Source organism: Streptomyces sp. NPDC033178, assembly GCF_055577685.1.
In genome coordinates this window covers 382,672-402,060 of the sequence record NZ_JBVIPT010000001.1, presented here as the reverse complement: position 1 = coordinate 402,060, position 19,389 = coordinate 382,672, and the positions used below count along the sequence as shown (strand labels likewise).

At 69.4% G+C, this 19,389-nt stretch carries 21 protein-coding genes and 3 pseudogenes; 13 read left to right on the top strand and 11 right to left on the bottom strand.

Going from position 1 to position 19,389, the window contains the following annotated elements:
* Positions 1 to 65 precede the first annotated feature (65 nt).
* The 4 genes and pseudogenes from ACZ5VQ_RS01995 to ACZ5VQ_RS01980 all read left to right on the top strand — a co-directional run.
* Positions 66 to 1,025 carry an LLM class F420-dependent oxidoreductase gene (locus ACZ5VQ_RS01995; protein ID WP_469103212.1) on the top strand — a complete coding sequence of 320 codons (960 nt, stop codon included), beginning with the start codon at positions 66 to 68 and terminating at the stop codon, positions 1,023 to 1,025.
* 179 nt (positions 1,026 to 1,204) lie between these two features.
* Complete coding sequence (locus ACZ5VQ_RS01990; protein ID WP_469103211.1) at positions 1,205 to 1,804, top strand: flavodoxin family protein; 600 nt, start codon at positions 1,205 to 1,207, stop codon at positions 1,802 to 1,804.
* A gap of 113 nt (positions 1,805 to 1,917) precedes the next feature.
* Positions 1,918 to 2,484 (top strand): DJ-1/PfpI/YhbO family deglycase/protease, encoded by a 567-nt coding sequence (locus ACZ5VQ_RS01985; RefSeq protein ID WP_469103210.1) that lies wholly within the window; start codon positions 1,918 to 1,920, stop codon positions 2,482 to 2,484.
* 723 nt (positions 2,485 to 3,207) lie between these two features.
* Positions 3,208 to 3,510, top strand: a pseudogene (locus tag ACZ5VQ_RS01980) (hemerythrin domain-containing protein); the annotation flags it as partial.
* A gap of 2 nt (positions 3,511 to 3,512) precedes the next feature.
* Here the strand turns inward: ACZ5VQ_RS01980 and ACZ5VQ_RS01975 are convergent.
* The 6 genes and pseudogenes from ACZ5VQ_RS01975 to ACZ5VQ_RS01950 form a co-directional block, all read right to left on the bottom strand.
* A complete protein-coding gene (locus ACZ5VQ_RS01975) occupies positions 3,513 to 3,638 on the bottom strand; it encodes a hypothetical protein (RefSeq protein ID WP_469103581.1) in 126 nt (41 codons plus the stop codon).
* Positions 3,639 to 3,734: 96 nt separating this feature from the next.
* Positions 3,735 to 3,944: a hypothetical protein gene (locus tag ACZ5VQ_RS01970; RefSeq protein WP_469103580.1), complete on the bottom strand. Its 210-nt coding sequence runs from the start codon at positions 3,942 to 3,944 to the stop codon at positions 3,735 to 3,737.
* A 14-nt stretch (positions 3,945 to 3,958) separates the two neighbouring features.
* Positions 3,959 to 4,507, bottom strand: a pseudogene (locus ACZ5VQ_RS01965) (Ppx/GppA phosphatase family protein); the annotation flags it as partial.
* 313 nt (positions 4,508 to 4,820) lie between these two features.
* The gene (locus ACZ5VQ_RS01960; protein WP_469103209.1) at positions 4,821 to 5,681 is read right to left on the bottom strand and encodes a DUF72 domain-containing protein; all 861 of its coding nucleotides are present in this window, start codon (positions 5,679 to 5,681) and stop codon (positions 4,821 to 4,823) included.
* A gap of 361 nt (positions 5,682 to 6,042) precedes the next feature.
* Positions 6,043 to 6,285, bottom strand: a pseudogene (locus ACZ5VQ_RS01955) (SMP-30/gluconolactonase/LRE family protein); the annotation flags it as partial.
* Positions 6,286 to 6,628: 343 nt separating this feature from the next.
* Positions 6,629 to 7,261: a diguanylate cyclase gene (locus ACZ5VQ_RS01950; protein WP_469103208.1), complete on the bottom strand. Its 633-nt coding sequence runs from the start codon at positions 7,259 to 7,261 to the stop codon at positions 6,629 to 6,631.
* Between the two features lie 311 nt (positions 7,262 to 7,572).
* Between ACZ5VQ_RS01950 and ACZ5VQ_RS01945 the strand changes: the two genes are divergently transcribed.
* From ACZ5VQ_RS01945 to ACZ5VQ_RS01930, 4 genes are all read left to right on the top strand, one after another.
* Positions 7,573 to 7,953, top strand: a complete 381-nt coding sequence (locus ACZ5VQ_RS01945; RefSeq protein ID WP_469103207.1) for a hypothetical protein — start codon at positions 7,573 to 7,575, stop codon at positions 7,951 to 7,953.
* 107 nt (positions 7,954 to 8,060) lie between these two features.
* Entirely contained in the window at positions 8,061 to 8,387 is a 327-nt protein-coding gene (locus ACZ5VQ_RS01940; protein WP_469103206.1) for a plasmid stabilization protein, read from the top strand.
* Positions 8,388 to 8,422: 35 nt separating this feature from the next.
* On the top strand, positions 8,423 to 9,481 hold the full coding sequence (locus tag ACZ5VQ_RS01935; RefSeq protein WP_469103205.1) for a zinc-binding dehydrogenase: 1,059 nt from the start codon (positions 8,423 to 8,425) through the stop codon (positions 9,479 to 9,481).
* 68 nt (positions 9,482 to 9,549) lie between these two features.
* Positions 9,550 to 10,539 carry an SDR family NAD(P)-dependent oxidoreductase gene (locus ACZ5VQ_RS01930; RefSeq protein ID WP_469103562.1) on the top strand — a complete coding sequence of 330 codons (990 nt, stop codon included), beginning with the start codon at positions 9,550 to 9,552 and terminating at the stop codon, positions 10,537 to 10,539.
* Positions 10,540 to 10,972: 433 nt separating this feature from the next.
* Here ACZ5VQ_RS01930 and ACZ5VQ_RS01925 read toward each other — a convergent pair whose 3' ends face one another.
* Entirely contained in the window at positions 10,973 to 11,182 is a 210-nt protein-coding gene (locus ACZ5VQ_RS01925; protein ID WP_469103204.1) for an ANTAR domain-containing protein, read from the bottom strand.
* A gap of 146 nt (positions 11,183 to 11,328) precedes the next feature.
* On the opposite strand from ACZ5VQ_RS01925, the gene ACZ5VQ_RS01920 reads away from it, so the two are divergent.
* From ACZ5VQ_RS01920 to ACZ5VQ_RS01910, 3 genes are read left to right on the top strand one after another with little or no spacing between them, the layout of a single operon-like run.
* A complete protein-coding gene (locus tag ACZ5VQ_RS01920) occupies positions 11,329 to 11,847 on the top strand; it encodes a GAF domain-containing protein (RefSeq protein WP_469103203.1) in 519 nt (172 codons plus the stop codon).
* A gap of 32 nt (positions 11,848 to 11,879) precedes the next feature.
* Complete coding sequence (locus tag ACZ5VQ_RS01915; RefSeq protein ID WP_469103202.1) at positions 11,880 to 12,092, top strand: ANTAR domain-containing protein; 213 nt, start codon at positions 11,880 to 11,882, stop codon at positions 12,090 to 12,092.
* A 39-nt stretch (positions 12,093 to 12,131) separates the two neighbouring features.
* Positions 12,132 to 12,701 (top strand): hypothetical protein, encoded by a 570-nt coding sequence (locus ACZ5VQ_RS01910; protein WP_469103201.1) that lies wholly within the window; start codon positions 12,132 to 12,134, stop codon positions 12,699 to 12,701.
* 152 nt (positions 12,702 to 12,853) lie between these two features.
* On the opposite strand, the gene ACZ5VQ_RS01905 is transcribed toward ACZ5VQ_RS01910, so the two are convergent.
* Positions 12,854 to 13,960 carry a baeRF2 domain-containing protein gene (locus ACZ5VQ_RS01905; protein WP_469103200.1) on the bottom strand — a complete coding sequence of 369 codons (1,107 nt, stop codon included), beginning with the start codon at positions 13,958 to 13,960 and terminating at the stop codon, positions 12,854 to 12,856.
* 785 nt (positions 13,961 to 14,745) lie between these two features.
* Between ACZ5VQ_RS01905 and ACZ5VQ_RS01900 the strand changes: the two genes are divergently transcribed.
* A complete protein-coding gene (locus ACZ5VQ_RS01900; protein ID WP_469103199.1) occupies positions 14,746 to 14,976 on the top strand; it encodes a DUF5133 domain-containing protein in 231 nt (76 codons plus the stop codon).
* 165 nt (positions 14,977 to 15,141) lie between these two features.
* Here the strand turns inward: ACZ5VQ_RS01900 and ACZ5VQ_RS01895 are convergent, their stop codons facing one another.
* Complete coding sequence (locus ACZ5VQ_RS01895) at positions 15,142 to 15,243, bottom strand: hypothetical protein (RefSeq protein ID WP_469103561.1); 102 nt, start codon at positions 15,241 to 15,243, stop codon at positions 15,142 to 15,144.
* Positions 15,244 to 15,670: 427 nt separating this feature from the next.
* Between ACZ5VQ_RS01895 and qcrB the strand changes: the two genes are divergently transcribed.
* Entirely contained in the window at positions 15,671 to 17,218 is a 1,548-nt protein-coding gene (qcrB, locus tag ACZ5VQ_RS01890) for a cytochrome bc1 complex cytochrome b subunit (protein ID WP_469103198.1), read from the top strand.
* Here qcrB and ctaF read toward each other — a convergent pair.
* Both ctaF and ctaD read right to left on the bottom strand, forming a co-directional pair.
* Positions 17,148 to 17,537: an aa3-type cytochrome oxidase subunit IV gene (gene ctaF, locus ACZ5VQ_RS01885; RefSeq protein WP_469103197.1), complete on the bottom strand. Its 390-nt coding sequence runs from the start codon at positions 17,535 to 17,537 to the stop codon at positions 17,148 to 17,150. The genes qcrB and ctaF overlap by 71 nt on opposite strands.
* Positions 17,534 to 19,207 (bottom strand): aa3-type cytochrome oxidase subunit I, encoded by a 1,674-nt coding sequence (gene ctaD, locus ACZ5VQ_RS01880; RefSeq protein WP_469103196.1) that lies wholly within the window; start codon positions 19,205 to 19,207, stop codon positions 17,534 to 17,536. The genes ctaF and ctaD overlap by 4 nt, the downstream gene beginning before the upstream one ends.
* Positions 19,208 to 19,389 lie beyond the last annotated feature (182 nt).

Genomic DNA, 19,389 nt, shown 5'->3' with positions numbered 1-19,389 from the left:
GCCCCGCGAAAGGGCTCACGAGGCGGGCCGTCGACGGCGCGCGACGATGCAGTGAGGAGCAGGCAATGACGCGTTTCGGATACTTTCTGGCGAGCGAGGAGTTCACGCCCGCCGAACTGCTGGAGCAGGCTCGCGCCGCGGAACAGGCGGGGTTCACCTGCCTGGCCATTTCCGACCACTACCACCCGTGGACGGGCGAGCAGGGGCAGAGCCCTTTCGTGTGGTCGATGATCGGTGCGCTCGCACAGGCGACGTCACTGCCCGTGACGACTTTCGTCACCTGTCCCACCATTCGTATGCACCCGGCGATCAACGCTCAGGCCGTCGCCACCTCGGGGGTGCTCACCGGCAACCGCTTCAGGTTCGGCGTGGGCAGCGGTGAGGCCCTCAACGAGCACATCCTCGGCGACGCCTGGCCCGCCGTCGACGTACGCCTGGAGATGCTGGAGGAGGCGGTCCAGATCATCCGGAGCTTGCAGAGCGGCGACGAGGTCACCCACCGCGGTAAGCACTACACCGTGGAGAACGCCCGGCTCTACACGGTGCCCGACGAGCCTGTGCCCATCTATGTCTCCGGGTTCGGTCCCAAGGCCGCGGCGCTGGCCGGCCGGATCGGGGACGGGTTCGTCACGATGACGCCGGACGCCGATCTGGTGGGGCAGTTCCGGCGCGCGGGAGGCGGCCAGAAGCCCGTACTCGGCGGTGTGAAGGTGTGCTGGGGCGCCGACCGGGGCCAGGCGGTCAAGACGGCCCACCGGCTGTGGCCGACCCAGTTCCTGCCGGGCGAACTCGGTCAGGTGCTGCCCGACCCGGCCCATTTCGAGCAGGCGTCGACGCTCGTGACCGAGGAGGCCGTCGCCGATGGGATGGTCTGCGGTGACGACGTGGACGAGCACGTCCGGGCCGTGGAGGCGTACGTCGACGCGGGATTCGACGAGGTGTACGTCGGCCAGATCGGGCCCGACCAGCAGGGCTTCTTCGACTTCTACCGCACCGAAGTCCTTCCGCGGCTTGACGACCGGTGACCTTGCGTGAGAGCCGCGCTCCCGCCCGGTCGATGCCCGGAACGGCAGGCGCCGACGCACGAGCGGCCGCTGTGCCGGGCCCTGCTCACCGCGTGGCGCGAGAACCCCCGCTGCCAGGCCGGCCGTCCACCTGATCCGGTGATCCCGCCCACGCATCCTCGTACAAGGAGAAGTTCACCATGCGCGCCCTTTCCCTGGTCTGCACGCTCAACTCTTCCCCCGCCCCCTCCAGCAGCCTGCTGCTCTCGGACCAGATCTCCGCCGAACTCGACAAGCTCGGTGTGACGACCGAGACGGTCCGTGTCGCCGACCACGACGTACGCCCCGGCATCGGGGTGGACATGGGGGAGGGCGATGCCTGGCCAATGCTGCGCGAGAAGGTGCACCAGGCCGACATCCTCGTGATCGCCACCCCGATCTGGCTGGGCCACCCCTCCAGCATCTGCCAGCGGGTTTTGGAACGGCTGAACGCCGAGTCGTCGCAGACCGACGAGCAGGAGCGCCCCCTCCTGTACGACAAGGTCGCCGCGGTCGCCGTGGTCGGCAACGAGGACGGCGCGCACAAGGTCAGCGCGGACGTCTTCCAGGCGCTGAACGACGTCGGTTTCTCCCTCGCCCCCGGCGCCGTCACCTACTGGGTCGGGGAGGCCCAGCAGGGCACCGACTACCAGGACCTCGAAGGGACACCCGACACCGTGGCGGACACGACCCACACGCTCGCCGTCAACACCGTCCACCTCGCGAAGCTCCTGAAGGAACACCCCTACCCGGCCGGATGACAGGGCCGGAGCCCGTCCGGATCAGAGCGGCACTCGTACAGCCCCACTCGTACAGCCCCACTGGTACAGCCCCACTCGTACTGCCCCACACCGCGCGCAGAAAGGTTCACCCCATGACTGACCGACGACTCGACGGCCGCAGCGTCCTGGCCCTCGTCACCAACTACGGCGTCGAACAGGACGAACTGCTCGTCCCGCTGCGGGAGTTGCGCAAGGACGGCGTCGACGTCACCGTCGCCGCGGTCAGCACGGACCCCGTCCAGACGCTGCAGGGGGACAAGGACCCCGGCGAGAGCGTGGACCCGGACGTGTCCCACGAGGCTTTGGGCGCCGCCCCGCACGACCTGCTGCTCATCCCCGGCGGCACGCTCAACGCAGACCACCTGCGCCTGGAGACGGCCGCCGTCGACACGGTGAAGGCGTTCGCCACCAGCGGCCGCCCCGTCGCCGCCATCTGCCACGGCCCGTGGGCGCTGGTGGAGGCCGACGTCCTGCGGGGCAAGACCCTCACCTCATACCCGTCCCTGCGCACCGACATCACCAACGCCGGCGCCGAGGCGTGGGTGGACGAACCGGTCGTCGTGGACGTGGAGCGCGGCTACCCGCTGATCACTTCCCGCACCCCGAAAGACCTGGACGACTTCGTGACGGCGATCCGCGAACGGCTCGCTCAGGTCTGAGAGCGAACGGACAGACGAGCGCAGGACGACGTGTGACCCGTACCCAAGAGGCTGCCCAGCGCCGCCACCCCGCCACCCCCGCCACCAGCGATGCGGCGGGGCCCGCCTGCCGACCGTCGTCGCGACGCTGGCGGCGGTCGGGCTGTACCTCCTCCTGCCGGGGCAGTAGCTGATCGTGGCACGGTCCGCTTCGACGATATCGACCTGGAGGTGGGGGCGGCGGGCGGTCGAGCGGTACGGCGCCGTGGCCGATGACTTCACGTCGACGACCGGCGAGTCCACGTGGACGATGCGTTTCCACCGGGGCGACCGGGGCACGGAGATCGTCACCCGCACGGAACTCACCCTGCGACGAGGAGGAGTTCCACGTCTCGGTGACACTCGACGCGTTCGGGGGCGGTGGCGCGTCTTCTCCAGGACGTGGAAAGAGTCTGCCCCACGCGACTGCCTCTGAGCGGGCGTCGGGGACTAGGGCGTGGTGTCGGCCGACGGCTTCGAATGAAGGGGAGGACGCGGTCGGAGGTCGGCGGCGGCCGCGGCTTCGCCGAGGCGGCGCCGAGTCTGGACGGTCATGGCCGACGGGGCCCGGGGCGCGGCCGTTAGCGGCACAAGGGGAGCGGAGCCTGCGGACGCGTGTCACGGCAGGCAGGCAGAAGCACATGAAGAGGACCCCCTCGACATACGGGAGCAGCCGAAGCCTGAAGAGGACGAACCGTCGGCCTTTTCAAGCAGCTGGAGCAACTCCCGCCGAGCGCTGCGACGTTCGATGAACTGGTCGCCACCCTGCAGACCGAGGTGGCCGGGCACGTGCGGGAGGAGGAGAACAACCTTTTCCCCCGCCTGCGTGAGGCGCGCAACGAGGAGGAACTGCTCGACCTCGGCGACAAGATCCGCTCGGCGAAGAAGACGGCGCCCACGCGTCCGCATCCGCGTGCCCCCAGCACACCGCCGGGCAACAAGCTGCTTGCTCCCGGTATGGGTCTGGTGCGCCGGGTGCGCGACTTCCTCACCGGCCGTGGCCGGTGAGCTCAGCAGGAGACGAGGGAGTTGTCGGCCGCCTGGCTGCTCGACGACGTGAGGTGGAGGGCCGCGAGATGCAGCGACCGCACCGCCTTCTGGCCCGGCCCGATCGCGGGGGCAGCAGCGAGTCCCACCAGCCCTCGCCCTCCTCCATACGACCATACGACGCAGCAGGATGCCCTCGCGCACGGCCCAGGGACAGGTGGTCAGCCGACCGATGCCCATCCGCTTCACGGCGGTGCGATCCACAAGGGCCCTGCGAGCGACTGGTCGGCGCGGGGCCCGGAGATGCCCGGCAGTTGGGCGCGCTCCTCGGCGGGGATCTCCGCCAGGCGGCGCACCGCACGGCCGAGTTCCTTGCGGAGCAACTCGCGCCACAGAGCTGAGTCGGCTGCGCGAAGGCCCGCGAGGTGGCGACGGGCGTCCGCGGCGATTCCCACCGGATACGTTCGGCCGCGTCCCGCGACTGGTGCCGGATCATGCGCCGTAGTGACATGAGAGCCGCAGGCTCGGTCGGGTCCTGGTCGCGGAGGCGGGGGCGAGTCAGCGGGCCGGCGCCGAGGGGGAGCGACAGCGCGAAGTCGGCCGGCCGGTTGCGGTCGAACGCCACCTCCAGCGACCCCGCCGACGTCGAGGACGAGCAGCGGGCGCCGCTGCGCCATCCCATCCACCGGCGCGCGGCCAGGAACGTCGCCTCCGCCTCGACCTCGCCCGGCAGCAGGTGCGGTCGTACGCCGGACTTCTGCTGCACCTCGTCGAGGACCTCCGCACGGTTCGGCACGTCGCGCACGACCGACGTGCCGAAGGCGGACGGCTCATCCGAACCCTGCTGCAGGACTTCCTCCCGTGCGGCGGTCACCGCGTTCACCAACCGGTCCACGGCGTCGGGTCCGATGGTGCCATCGGGCTCGACGAGTTGGGCCAGGCGCAGACGTCGCTCGGTGGTGTGCACTGGCAACGGTGTCTGTGCTCGGACGGCCTCGCACTGTATTCGAGTCCACATCCACCACGCTCATTCGCATGCCGCCGGAGTACCCATCGCCGGACGGCCACGCCGAGTCGGCAGTCTCCTTACCACGGCTCGGGAGCCCGCCCCGGGAGTGAACACGCGGCGGCCGCCATTCGAGACGGCGGCCGCCGCGTGCCCCGCCCAGCTGGCCGTGCCCTCCCCCCCAGCCCGGCAGCCCCGCCAGGCCCAGTCAGAGGTGATCACCCCGCCATGGGTGTGCCTGGTGTCCGACGTGGGCTCCGGGTTCACCGTGGATGAGATGATCGCGGTGACCGGCATGGCGACGGCCTCGCTGAGCTGTCGTCGATCACGCAGGCCGGTGGCCTACGCGCAGCAGGCTGTCCATCTGCTCCGCGGCCCGCACCGAGGCACCACCGCAGCAGTTGTTGAAGAGCACGTGGACCCGCTCCGCCTGACCGGCCAGCTCACGCAACCGAGGCAGCCACTCGGCGAGTTCGCCCTCGGAATACGCGTACCGGAAGCGCTCCTCCTTGCTCCCTCGCCCCCATGAAGCGCTGCGTCCGTGGAACCGCACGACGGCAAGCCGCGATGTGGTGACGGGTGCGGCGGGCTGCAGGGAGGAGGGCAGCCCTTGGGCCATGTCGACGGCGACGGCGGCCATGCCATGGTCCGTGAGCAGGGCGCACGTCAACTCGGCCTGCCCCTCACGCCACCAGTCGGGATGCCGGAATTCCACAGCGATCGGCCAGCCGGTCGTGCGTCGCGCGGTCTGCGCCAGGATCCGCTCGGCCCGAGCTCCGGGCCTCAGCCATGGCGGGAACTGGAACAGCACGCTGCCGAGCCGCCCGGCCCGCCGCAACGGCCCTACTCCCTCAGCGAACCGCGACCACACCTCCTTGAGCACACCGCTGTCCTGCGCATCGGCCGGCAGCCCTTCCGGCATCATCGACTCGCGGGTGGGATGCCCGGTCAACAATGAGAACGCCTTTACGTCAAAGGCGAATCCGCCCGGCGTGCGCTCCACCCACATCCGGCTGACCCGTTCTTGAGGTAAGGCGTAGTACGACGCGTCGGCCTCGACGACCGGAAACCTCCCGGCGTAGTACCGCAGCCGTCCTTCCGCATCCCGCTGACCGGCCGGATACCAACCGCTGCGCACCAGTGCCGGATCGGTCCACGAGCAGGTGCCCACGAGGATGTCGCCCATACGAGACCGGTACCCACAGGAACCCGGTACCCACAGGACACGAGCCTGCCCGTGAGGTTCCGTGCGGTGCCACCGTGACTCCACCTCGGCTTCCTGCCGGGTGGGGAGCAGGGCACCTCGTACGGTCTTCACCCCCGCGCTTCCCGGACCTGTCCGACGCCGACCGCACGATGCCCGCCGCGGTCGCCATCGTCCGCCGCAGCACGGCCGACGCGCTGCGCAGAGCCTCCACCCATGGATCGGGCGGCACCGCAAGAGCCACCCAAAGGTCGCCCGAGGGCCCTTGCGTCAGATTGTCGGGATAGCCGGGCAGGTCTTCCAGGAACACCTCAAGGCGGCCGGCGTCCGGCCCGGTGAGCCACAGGCGCATCAGACGGCGAGATCCTGTCTCGGCGACGATGAGGTGCGGGGCGTCCGGGGCGCCCGGGGCGAGGACGGCTCCGTTGGCGAACTCTAGGGCCCCTGCGAGTACTTCGGGACTGCCGCGGGGCGTCAGGCGAAGGACGCGTCCGGATGCGGTGTGCTCCAGCAGGTCGCTGCGCCACCGGGACAGCGGGTAGCGGCTGCTTGAGGAGGCGAAGTACGCGGTGTCGTCCGCGCCCACCGTCACGTTGCTGCACACCTGTAGCGGCTCTCCGCCGATCCGGTCGGCCAACACCTCGCGGAGCCCGTCGTCGGGAGACAGCCGCAGCAGACCCCGCTCCGCGTCACGGACGAGGACGCGGCCGTCGGTCTGCGCGGTCAATCCGAGCGGACGGCCCCGGTGTGCGCTACCTGCTCGACAGCGTGTGGTGGCGCCGGATCAACACGCAGAACGCGGCCGTCCTCGACCCCGGTCAGGAGCCGGCCGTGGCCATCCGGCGTGACGTGCTCCTGCCCTCGACCGACGAGGATCCGGTGTCGTACGACCAGTGGTCGCGGTTCGCCCCGGGCGGTCCGGGACCGTGTCACGCGGCAGCCAGCCGAACACGCAGGCAGCGCCGCATTTCCTCCGCATAGGGCAGGGCAACGCCGGCGCCGATGACAGCCGCCAGCGCGGCGAGGTATCCGGCGGGCAGCGGATGCCTCTTGGGGAGCAGGCGCCAGTCGTCGGCCCCGCGGCCGCCTCGCAAAGTGGCGCGCACCTCCTCGGAGTGCAGGCATGCGGTGAACGCCATCGCTGTCAGGGGCAGCACCTCGAGAAAGCTGTGAATGTGCTGTTCCACGGGGCGTACCTCGCGCTCGCCCGTAGCGAGGGTGACGTCCCACAGGGCCGTGGCCGAATGCGCGAGGGCCGCGCCGCCCATGACGGTGAGGACGAGCGGGTTGATCCGGGCGAGCAGGCCCATGGCGACCGGGACGCCTGCCTCCGTCATCATGAGCGCGTGCACGGCGGATTCCTTGGTCCCGCTCGTCGTCTCGATGTGCGTCCTGCGGTGCATGATCCAGTCGGCCACGGCAGGTACCACCCACAGGGGCAGGACTCCGTAGAGCAGAAACCGGCGGTTGGTGTCCTCGGCGTCGGTGGCGTGCATCGGGACGCTCAGGTCAGCGCCGCGGCGCCAGTGACGCCACGAGCGGGAGATCGTGCGCAGAGACATGGGGGCCTCCTCCGAAGGGCTTGGATGCGAGGGCCGCACCGCATGGGTGCCACCGGGCCGGTACCCCTCCGGACGTGTCCGACACGGGCAGCGGTGGGCAGGACCTCGGCCTCGGCGAGACGCCACAGAAGGGAGCTTTACCTCCATGGACCGGGGCACCCGGAAGATTCCGGGCTATTGCGGCCCTGTCTGAAGAGAGGCAAAGGGAAATGTCGTCCGTCGCACCTGCCAGCTCCTCCACCGATCTCGATGATCTGACGGAACAGGCGTCAGCACACGCTGAGAGTGGGCGAATCCGTCTCGTCCCGCGCATGCTTTCGCTGCCCAAACAGCACACGATGTCGCTGCGCAGTGTGGAGGCCGGGGAGGTCTCGGGCGAGGGATTCCTGGATCTGGCTTCGCGTGTCGGCTCTCGGTTTCTCTACGCGGAGTTCGACCTCGTCGACGCGGCCGGGATGCTGGACGCTCCGACCCGAGGAGGACTGACCGAATTCACCGGCCATGAGGCGTCTCGCTGGTCCGTTCTGCGTCGGCGTATCCGGGAAAACGACGGACGGTGCGCCACAGCACAGATGGCCTTCACGGACGGCATGGCGCTGTTCACATGGGCTGGTGAAGCCGATTGGCTCGGTGACATGGCGGAAGAGTGGGGGATCTTGTGCCGGACAACGACACCGAATCGCATTACGTAGCCGACCGTGGGTACGCGGGGTGTTCCCTGCCAGAGGCAGTCACGTGGCGAGATGCCGCACGATGTGAGCCCCTGGAAGAGGACCTTTGCCCGACGAAAGGAACGGTCATGCCCGCAGGAGCGAGCCGCAAGAGGGAACGACAGTACGAACACGTCAAGGAGAGCGCGAAGCAGCGCGGGGAGTCCACGAAGCGAGCCGAGGAGATCGCCGCGCGTACCGTGAACAAGGAGCGGGCCCGCAGCGGTGAGTCCCGTACGGCCAGCCGTACCTCCACCAAGGACCCCAAGTCGGCTTCCCAGCGAGGAGGCGAACGTTCCCACAAGGGAGCGCAGGGCCGCACCAAGGACCAGCTCTACGCCGAAGCGCAGCGCAAGAACGTCAAGGGCCGCTCCTCGATGAACAAGGCGGAACTGGCCAAGGCCGTGGGCCGCTGAGCCGCACCTGCACGTATTTCGGGAGGCGTGTCAGCATGCGCGCTCTGACATGGCAGGGAAAGCCCGACGTACGTATCGAGGAGGTCCCTGACCCCCGCATCGAGAAGCCCGACGACATCATCGTCCGTGTGACGTCGACAGGTATCTGTGGATCGGACCTGCATCCCTACGAAGTCTTCGGCCCCTACCTCGACCCGGGGGACAACCTCGGACACGAGACGACGCAGGCGCAGGTGACGTCCATGGGCAGCGGAGCCGCCCTGTTCGGCTACACGAAGCTGTACGGCCAGGTGCCGGGCGGCCAGGCCGAATATCTGCGGGTCCCCTTCGGCAACACCCTGCCCATCAAGGTGCCGGACGGCCCCCCGGACGACCGTTTCGTCTACCTGTCCGATGTCCTGCCCACCGCCTGGCAGGCCGTGGAGTACGCCGACATCCCCCCTGGCGGCAGTGTCACCGTCCTGGGCCCCGGCCCCATCGGGGACATGGAGACCCGGATCGCGCGGCTGCGCGGCGCGGAACAGGTCACCGGGGTCGACCTGGGCGACGCCAGGCTCGAACGCGCCCGGCGGCCCGGCGTCACCGCTCTGGATCCAGGCGAACACGACAAGGGCCCGGGAGACGCCGTCCGCGATCTCACTCAGGGCCGCGGTTCGGACGCCGTCATCGACGCGGTCGGCCTGGAGGCTCACGGCGCCCCGGTGGCCCAGGCCGCGCAGTGGGCCACCGGACTCCTGCCCGACAAGGTTGCCCGGCCCCTGATGGAGTACGCCGGCGTCGACCGTCTGGGCGCCCTGCTGACAGGAATCGACGCAGTGCGCCGTGGCGGCACGCCGTCCATCAGCGGCGTCTACGGCGGGGCCGCCAGCCCGCTGCCCCTGCTCACGATGTTCGACAAGCAACCGCAGGTGCGCATGGGCCAAGCGAACGTGTGGCGTTGGATCGACGACATCCGCCCGCACCTGACCGACGACGATCCCCTGGACGTCGACGGGTTCGCCACACATCACCTGCCCCTGCGCGAGGGCCCGGCGGCGTACGCGACGTTTCAGGCCAAGGAGGACGGCATGGTGAAGACACTGCTGAAGCCGTGAGTGCACGCCATCCGGCGACGAGTCGTCCGGCGGGTGGGAACCGCTTCATCTTCCAGAAGGGCAACGACATGGCCGACCGCACCCGCTTTCCTCCCCGGCTCAAGGGGCCGGGGGCCCTGGTCACCGGCGGGTCCCGGGGGCTGGGGCTGTTCATCGCCCGGCACCTGGCCGAGCGTGGATGCATCGTGACCATCGCCGCCCGGGACGCGGCCGAGCTGGAGCGTGCGGCAGGCCAGTTGCGTGAGGAGACCGGCGCGACCGTGCACGTGGCGGTGTGCGACGTACGCGACCGGGCTGCCGTGGGCGAGATGACGCGTGTGGTCCATGAACGCGACGGCCTGGACATCGTGGTCGCCAACGCCGGGGTCATTCAGGTCGCCCCCGTTGAGGCAGTCGGTCCCGAGGAGTTCACCGACGCCATGGAGACGATGTTCTACGGCGCTCTGTACACGTCGTTGGAAGCGCTGCCCTATCTTCGCGGGAGCCGTGGGCGCCTGGCTCTGATCGGTTCCGTCGGTGGCCTGCTCGGCGTGCCTCACCTGCTGCCGTATTCGTGCGCCAAGGCCGCGGTGGGTGCTCTCGCCGAGGGGCTGCACGCGGAGACGGCAGCTGCGGGTGTGAGCGTCACCGCGGTACATCCCGGACTCATGCGGACCGGCTCGCACCGGCAGGCGGAGTTCGGTGGCGACACGAGTGCCGAGTTCGGCTGGTTCAGCGCTGCCGCAGGCGCCCCGCTGCTGTCCATGGACGCCGACAGGGCGGCCCGCCGGATCGTGGACGCGGTGATCCAACGACGCGCCCGGCTCGTGCTCACCGCGCCGGCCAAGGCGGCGCAGCTCGCGCATGGCGTGGCTCCCGGCCTGACGACCCGCCTGACCGGCCTCGCCGCGAGGCTCTTGCCGTCAGCGCCAGGCCAAGGGCCACTGCGCCAGGGCCATGAGGCCGGGCTGCCGCGCCACCGGATCGCACGAAAGATCCGGGCCTGGGCCAGTGCACGGAATGACCGGACCGTACGCGATGCCAACCAGCAGGAGCCCGGGCCCCGCACCAGTTCCTGACCTCGTCCCGCTCTGTCGAGCCGCCCCGGCAGTCCGGCTGCTGCTCCAGTCGGTCAAGGAGACAAAGTGCCCTTGGCTCGGACTCGGTTTCGCCCTGCTGACGTCAGCGGGAGCCGAGTCAGGGTTGTGGTGTTCGGCGAGGCCGCCGATGCTGACCGTGCCGATCGCTCGGCCGTCGCTGACGACCGGGAGCCGACGCACCGCATGCCGACGCAGCAGGGCCACGGCGCGCTCCGTCTCCTCCTACGGACCGATGCATACGGGATCAGGCGTGCACACCGCGCCCACATCGACGATCCGAGGGTCGGCGCCGTCGGCGACGACGCGCACGGCGAGGTCCGGTCGGTGACCAGGCCGAGCAGCTGGTCGCCGTCGCAGGCCACCATGTTGCGGATGTCGTTCTCGCGCATCAGCTGTGCGGTCTGCGGTCCACTCATCCTTCTCTGTTTGAGGAGGCGGATTGCGGGGTTTGGAGCCTCGTGACGGCAGCGGCTATTTGTTGCTGGAACGGCTCGGGCATCTCGTCAGCGTCGACAGCGTTGACCAACTCTTCAGCGACGTAGCGCAGTTTGGTGTTGGTGTGCTGCGACGCCTCGACCAGGACTGTCCATGCTCCTTCTGCGCTGAGCCCGAAGGAGGCCATCAGGACGCCGCGGGCCAGGTCGATGACGGGCCGGGTTTGGAGAGCCCGCTTCAGGTGCGTGATTTCTGTACGGAGGTCCTCTTCGCCATGGGGGTCGCTCGCGGCCCGCGCCTGGGGGCGGGACGTGGCACCGGGGGGTGCACGAGATGCTCGGTGGCGGAGACGCCGAGCAGGAGACTGAAGTCCGCAGGGCCCGGATCGCCCGCGAACTCATCGCAGTCGTGCGCGGGCTGCCGCCGGCTGAGGTGCCCGACGCTCTGTGCCGAGCCTGCATGGGGCTGTTGCCTGTGGTCTCGGAGATGTCGATGTCGATGACGATGACGATGACGGGGAACGGTTACGAGACGGGGGTGGTGCTGTGTGCGAGCGGCGAGGTCGCCGCACGGTTGGCGGAGCTCCAGTACACCCTGGGCGAAGGCCCGTGTATGGAGGCGGTACGCCTGCGCGCGCCGGTCTTCGCGACGGATCTGACCCGTGCTCCGGACAGTCGCCGGTGGCCCCTGTTTTCCGTCCAGGCGACCAGGGCGGGTGCGGAAGCCGTCTTCTCGGTCCCGTTGGGTGGCGCCAGAGGCGCGTTGGGCACCCTTGACCTGTACCGGTTGCCGCTGCGGGGACGCTGGACGGCGATCACGTACGCACCGCGCTGCTGGTCGCCGACGCCGTGACGCTGGCCGTCGCAACCCTTGATCACGCTCCTGTGCATCCCGACGGAGTCGCATCGTGGCTGGAGGGAGCCGAGTCCGACCGGGAGGAGGTTCACCAGGCCACCGGCACAGTGATGGTGCATCTGGGAGTCGGCGCCGAGGAGGCCCTTCTGCGTCTGCGCGCCCGGGCCTTTGCGGAGGGCCGTACCTCGACCGAGGTAGCGCGGGCCGCCATTGACCACACCATGGACATCCGCGGTGACTGAAGAAGCAGAATATGGGGCCACACCGCCGGGGCGGCGAGGATGAACCGCGAGCGAGAGCTGGCGAAGGCGTTCGTCGGCCTGTCGGACACTTATGCATCAGAGTTCGACCCACTGCATCTCTTCCATCGCCTGGTCCACGCCTGCCAGGGGCTACTGGGGGTGGACGCGGCGGCCGTGATGACCGCCGACGCCCGCGGCGGTCTGAAGACGATGGCCGCCACCGACGAAGAGGCCGCGTTCGTCGAGTTGCTGCAGACCCAGACCGGACGCGGTCCCTGCATGGACTGCTACCGCACCGGTGTTGCCCGCAGCATCCCGGACATCACTGCCGAGCGTGAGCGGTGGCCAAGTGGGAGGAGGGCCGCGGACCCGGTGGGATCGGGCCCGCGGCCCTCCTGCAACCGAGAGGTACTGGCCTGGCCGTCGTTGAGCCGCGGCTCGGCGGGCCGCCCCTGTCGGGACGGTGTCCCGGTCATCTGCCTCACCAGTCGAGGTACGGCAGTTGGAGCCCCCTGGCGTAAGAGGGCACGGTGCTCGCCGTCCCCCACGACTACTCGTTCCCCCGCTGCCTGGCATCCCGCAGTGACCGCCGGGCACTGGAGAAGGTGAAGTCGGCATGAGGCAAGAGGAGGGCGAGGCGGGCCCAGAAGTACACGGTGCCGGATGACGCGCAGGGAGGGCAGGCCGAAATCGGAAGCGGTCGCGCGCCGGCGCCCCGGCACACGGATTTACGTGCCGGGGCGCCTGTCTCCCCGGCCGGGCTAGGCCCAGCGCAGCAGCGCTCCGAGCCCGCCCACCGGAGTGTCCTGGGGGCCGGCCACCGTCACCGACAGGGCGGGTGCGCCCGTGGCCACCGCGGAGCGCAGGAGTGCGTCGTCCGCACGGGCGGGCCAGGGGTTCGGCTGGCCGAGCACCTTGGTGTCCGTGCGACGTACCGCCAACTGGTCCGGGGCCTCGCCTATCCACACCTCACGGTGTGCGTCGGGGCCGTCCGGTCGGATCAGGAGTTCGTCGATCCGGTGCTCCCTGGCCGCCTCGACCAGCGCGGGAACGTCCTCCACGGCGCCGACATGTCCTTCCGCGTCCGGCGCCCGGGCCGCCACGAACCGCTCCAGTTCATCGGCCGCCCTGCGGTGGACATGCTCCGCGCGGGCCCGCTCCACGTCCTGGTCCAGCAGCTTGCTGCCGGGCCCGTGCGGGGCCTCGACCACGAGGTCGTGCAGCCTCTGGGGCAGCCGTTCGCGCACGGCCCGCCGCTCTCGGTCGTCTCCGACGAGTATCAGCAGGTCGGCGCGGGTTTCCTCCTGGCACACGGCGAGTGCGTCCGCGATCTCGGCCGCGTTGTGCTCCCAGGTGTTCTCGACCTTGAGCTGGAAGTGTCGCTCGGACCAGTCGGAGGTGCTGGTCCGGTGCACGGGCCACTGCCGCCCGGTCACCGAGCCCGCGTCCTTGCTGCCGCGTGCGCCCCGCAGTTCGAAGTCGGCGCCCCGGCGGTCGATGTAGGCGACCACACAGAGCGGGTCCTCGCCGGCCAGGTCGAGTAGTGGGGCGGTGCGCGGCAGGGCCGACCACTGAGCGGACAGGCTCCGGGGGGATGCGGCCAGGGCAGGGTCGAGCACCACCTCGCCGGCGGTGGCGAACAGGGCCTGGCCGTGTGGCTCGGGGGAGTGCCGCAGCTCCTCCAGCGCTCCTCGGACTGCCTGGCAGGTGGCCTCGTCGGCGCCCTGCCCGGCGAGTTCCGTGGCCGCCGCGCGGGCCGTCAGCGACCTCTCGTGCAGGGTGCCCTCCGTATGCCGAGAGGTGTCGGCGTACACGGACGCCCACGGCCCAGGATGTTCGTAAAGCGGGTGGAGAAAGGCGAGATCCATTGGTTCCTCCCGGATGCCGCTCGGGAATTGTTGCCCGGGCGGGTACCCGAACCGCACCGAAGGAACACGAAGATCGAGGTACCACTGGGCCCTGGGTGCAGCGCGCCGCGCCGCTCGGGCTGTGACGTGCGTGCCCGTCGCATGACTGTCCACCGTCGCGAACGCTGGGCACGTTGGGCGGGACGTCGTATCGTCACTCGGCGCCGCAGCCCTTCGGATCAGTCCGGTAGCGGTGCCGACGGCGGCCGGCCCGGTTCCGGCACGGGCCGGTTTGAGTCTGTGCGAGGTGGGGCACACAGCCCGGCAGGTGCTTGGGATGACAGGCCCACTCGCGAGAGCGGCCGACAGTCGGCTGTCTTCGGTGCGTGCCGCCCCAAGCTCCTCTCGCGTCTGTCTGACCGCAGTGCGACGGGAGGAGAACGGACTCGATGAGCACAGGATCCGCGTTGCCGCCCGGCGTAGCCGTGAGGACTCTCTGATACCGCAGCCGACCACGGGCGGGCCATAGCCCGTGACCATGCCGTTGCGTCCCGAGGCGAACAAGCCCTGCTGCCGCATGCTGCGCGCGCGAGAGTGCCGCACGCTGTGGATGGAGTTCGTCCAGGACATGACCAGGGCCGGCCTCGGGTGAAGGCGGGGCGGCTCAGAGAGAGTAGTTCCCACGCCTGCTGGGGCGGATAGGTCGTCAGCTGTCCCGCCGTATGGACAGCGATTCCCCGGCCCCGCCAGACCCTCAGCCAGTTTGACCCGACGTCACTCCCACCTCGCGAAAGGGAGAGCCTCTCATGTTGATGGCCCACCCCACCGTCCTCGCCGACTTGCTTGAGCAGTACGAAACTCTGCAGGCGCGCCACGACAAGGAGAACAACGCACAGGCACGTCAGCGCCTGAACGATGTCTCCTACACCCTGTGCGTCGCCACTGGCACCCGCGACATCGATGCCGCGCTCAAAGCCGCCCGCCATCAACTTCTGAGCACCCGGCCCGACAACGACTCCTTCAGAGCCGCCACCTGACACGTGCCGCTGCAACGGGCGAACCTGCCGACCGACTGAGCGCGACTCCCGCGGGCCGCCGGGCTGGCGTGCCCTGTGCAGGGCCGAGCCCGCCTGCGTATCGGCCATCACGGGCGGCGGGCACGCCCTCGTCACGGTGTCGCTTAGACCAGGGAGTCGGCCACGTCACGCAGTTTGGTGGTGCTGTGCTGGGAGAACCTTCACCAGGATCTCCCATGCCGCCCCGGCGGAGCAGCCGAGCCCCGCCATCAGGATTCCCCGTGCCATGTCGATGACCGGACGGGTGCCCAGAGTTTGGCGCAACTGGTCGATCTCCTGCCGGAGCGGCTGCACGGCACCGGACTCGGAATGACTTTGTCGCCGAGAGGACGCAGCCTGCGTGCTCCGCAGATGCATGGGCCGCCCTTCGTCTCCGCAGCCTCGCTGAGAAGTCGAGCTCTGTCGCATGACAATCGCCTGCCCGACGCACGCGTCCACTACATGTACGTCCACACAGACGGCTGTCGGCTGCCTCCGATCGGGTGCTGTGCGCCCAAGGAGGAGTGTTCGGCCGTCTCTGGGTACTCGCCGGCTGTTTCGCTCGTGGATAGCTCGGGACAGAGAACAGGGCGGCTCACGGGGGCCGGGCCACGCCCGGCATGAGGAGGGGTTTGGTGGACTGCAAACGTCACGGCGGGCCTGGCCCGGAGGACGCGTGAGGGCGGCGCGCCGGCGGTCCGCACCGCCCTCACCGACGGCGGACGGCCGGCCCCACCGGCCCGGGGAACGCCTCGCGGACGCCGCGGACGGGCGGCTGCCCGTGCTCGACGGCGGCGGGCGGATGCTGCGCAAGGCGTTTCCCGACCACTGGTCCTTCCTCCTGGGCGAGATCGCGCTCTACAGCCTGGTTGTCCTGCTGGTCACCGGGGTCTGGCTGACGCTGTTCTTCAAGCCGGAGATGAGCGAGGTGGTGTACCAAGGGCAGTACGAGCCGCTGCGCGGTGTGCGGATGTCGGCGGCGTTCGATTCCACCCTGCACATCAGCTTCGACGTACGCGGCGGACTCCTCGTGCGGCAGACCCACCACTGGGCGGCGCTCGTCTTCGCCGCCGCGATCGGCGTGCATCTGCTGCGGATCTTCTTCACCGGAGCCTTCCGCAGGCCCCGAGAAGTGAACTGGGTCATCGGCGTCACACTGTTCACGCTCGCTCTCGCCGAGGGCTTCGCGGGCTACTCGCTCCCCGACGACCTGCTGTCCGGCACGGGGCTGCGTATCGCGCAGGGCATCATGCTGTCGATCCCGGTCGTGGGCACCTATGTGAGCATGTTCGCGTTCGGTGCCCAGTTCCCTGGCGAGGACATCGTCACGCGGCTCTACAGCATGCACATCCTGCTGCTGCCCGGGGCGCTGATCGCCCTGGTCACCGTGCATCTGATCCTGGTGTTCTACCTGAAGCACACCCAGTGGCGCGGTCCCGGGAGGTCGCGGCAAAACGCCGTCGGCAAGCCGTTGTTCCCGCAGTTCGTGGCCTCTTCCGGGGGGCTGTTCTTCATGGTCTTCGGCGTTCTGGCGCTGCTCGGCGGTCTCGCCCAGATCAACCCGGTGTGGGTGTACGGGCCCTACCGGCCGGACCAGGTGTCCACTGGTTCCCAGCCGGACTGGTACGTCGGTTTCCTGGAGGGGGCGCTGCGGCTCGTACCACCGTGGGAGACGACCCTTGCCGGTCACACGCTCATGTGGAACGTGCTGCTCCCGGCGGTCGTCCTGCCCGCGCTACTGTTCCTCGTTCTGTATCTGTACCCCTTTGTCGAGCAGCGGCTGACCGGGGAGTGGCGCCACGAGCAGCACTTGTGCGATCGGCCGCGGGAGCGCCCCGTGCGTACCGGTCTGGGTGCTACCGGAGTCACCTTCTTCGGCGTCCTGCTGCTGGCCGGTGGCAACGACATCGTGGCGCAGACCTTCCGGATCTCCCTCAACACCCTCACCTGGGTGCTGCGCGTCGCCCTCGTGGCGGGGCCCGTCCTCGCCTTCTTTGTCACCCGTCGGCTTTGCCACGCCCTCCTGGATGCCGAACGTGTGCGTCTTGAGGACGGGGAGGAGACGGGAGAGGTGCGGCAGACCTTGGAAGGCGGGTACGAGAGCAGCCACCGGCCTGTCGACCGGTTCAGGCCTGGGGCCCCCAGGATCCCGGTCAGCCCTGCCGACGGGCGTACTGGAACACCATCCCCAGAACCCCCCGAGCGAGCACCCCGAAACCGATGAGGAACAGCCACAGTCCGTAGACCACGCCGGTGGACGCGATCGCGAAGCCGAGAGCGGTGATCAGGGGCCAGGGGCTCCGCGGCGGGAAGAACTCCAACGGCCCGCTGGAGTCGGCGACTTCCGCGTCCGTACGGTCCTGTGGGCGTCGGCCCTTGCGCCGGTACTGCATGGCGCAGAAGAAGCTCACCAGGGCACCCATCAGGAAGGCGACCACCAGGGCAGCCGTTCCGGCCGGGTCGCGTGACCACCAGCCGTACAGCGCGGCGGCGGCCGCGAAGAACGCGGCCACGCCACCGAAGAGGAATGCCTCGACCTTCATCGCAGTCCCTCCTTCTTCGCCTGCTGGACGATGCCGGGATGGTGCAGGTCGAACGCGGGTGACTCCGAGCGCACCCGGGGAAGGGCCACGAAGTTGTGGCGGGGCGGCGGACAGGACGTCGCCCACTCCAGCCCACGCCCGTAGCCCCAGGGATCGTCCTCGTCCACGCGCTTTCCGTACCGGGCGGTGCGCCAGACGTTGAAAAGGAACGGCAGGGTGGAGATACCGAGCAGGAACGCGCCCACGGACGAGAGGGCGTTGAGGAGCGTGAAGCCGTCGGCGGCCAGATAGTCGGCGTACCTGCGCGGCATCCCCTCCTCGCCAAGCCAGTGCTGCACCAGGAAGGTCAGATGGAAGGCGGGGAACAGCAGCCAGAAATGCACCTTGCCGAGCCGTTCGTCGAGCATCTTCCCGGTGAACTTGGGCCACCAGAAGTAGAACCCGGCGAACATCGCGAAGACGACGGTGCCGAACAGCACGTAGTGCAGGTGGGCCACGATGAAGTACGAGTCGGTGAGGTGGAAGTCGAGGGGCGGGGAGGCGATGAGCACCCCGCTCAGACCGCCGAGCAGGAACGACACCAGGAAGCCGAGCGCCCACAGCATGGGCGTCTCGAACGAGATCGACCCCTTGAGCATGGTGCCGATCCACGCGAAGAACTTGATCCCGGTGGGCACCGCGATCAGGAACGACATCAGGGAGAAGAACGGCAGCAGCACCGCACCGGTGACGAACATGTGGTGCGCCCACACGACCGCCGACAGCATGGTGATCGCGATCGTCGCCCCGATGAGCGGCAGGTACCCGAACAGCGGCTTGCGCGAGAACACCGGCAGGATCTCCGAGATGATCCCGAAGAACGGCAGCGCGACGATGTAGACCTCCGGGTGACCGAAGAACCAGAAGAGGTGCTGCCAGAGCAGGGCGCCCCCGTTCGCCGGGTCGAAGATGTGCCCGCCGAACTTGCGGTCCGCTTCCAGGGCGAGCAGCGCGGCGGTCAGGACCGGGAACGCCGGCAGCACCAGGATCGAGGTGAACAGGATGTTCCACGTGAAGATCGGCATCCGGAACATCGTCATCCCGGGCGCGCGCAGACACAGAATCGTCGTGATGAAGTTGACCGCGCCGAGTGTCGTCGACACTCCCGTGACGACCAGCCCCATCGCCCACAGGTCCCCGCCGGCACCCGGGGAGTGGTAGGAGCTGTTCAACGGCGCGTACGCGAACCAGCCGAACGCGGCGGCGCCGTCCGGTACGAGGAAACCGGCCACGACCATCAGCCCGCCGAACAGATACATCCAGTAGGACAAGGCGTTCAGACGCGGGAAGGCGACGTCCGGGGCACCGATCTGCATGGGCATCACCGCGTTCGCGAAGCCCGCGAACATCGGGGTGGCGAACAGCAGCATCATGATCGTGCCGTGGATCGTGAAGAGCTGGTTGTAGGTGTGCTCGTTCACGAACTGCAGTCCGGGGCGGGCGAGTTCGGCCCGCATTGCCAGCGCCAGCAGACCGGCGAACAGGAAGAAGCAGAACGCCGTGACCATGTAGAGACGGCCGATCTCCTTGTGGTCCGTCGTCGTGGCCCAGCGCAGCAGAGTATGACCCAGCGACTGTCTGGAGGCCGACGGAGACTCGGCTTTGTCGGCACGTTCAGAGAGCTCGGTCATCGTCCTCCTCAGCGGGGGTACCTCCGGCCCAGGAGGCGCCCCGAGAGCCATGCCGCACGGGGAAGCGGCATGCGAGTGCCCTGGCAGCACGGTAGGAAACCGGGCCGGACACCGGCGTCGGCGACGCTATCGGCGAGCCACCGGAAAACCGCTTGCGCCACGCCCGCTGTCCGTCCTCGGAG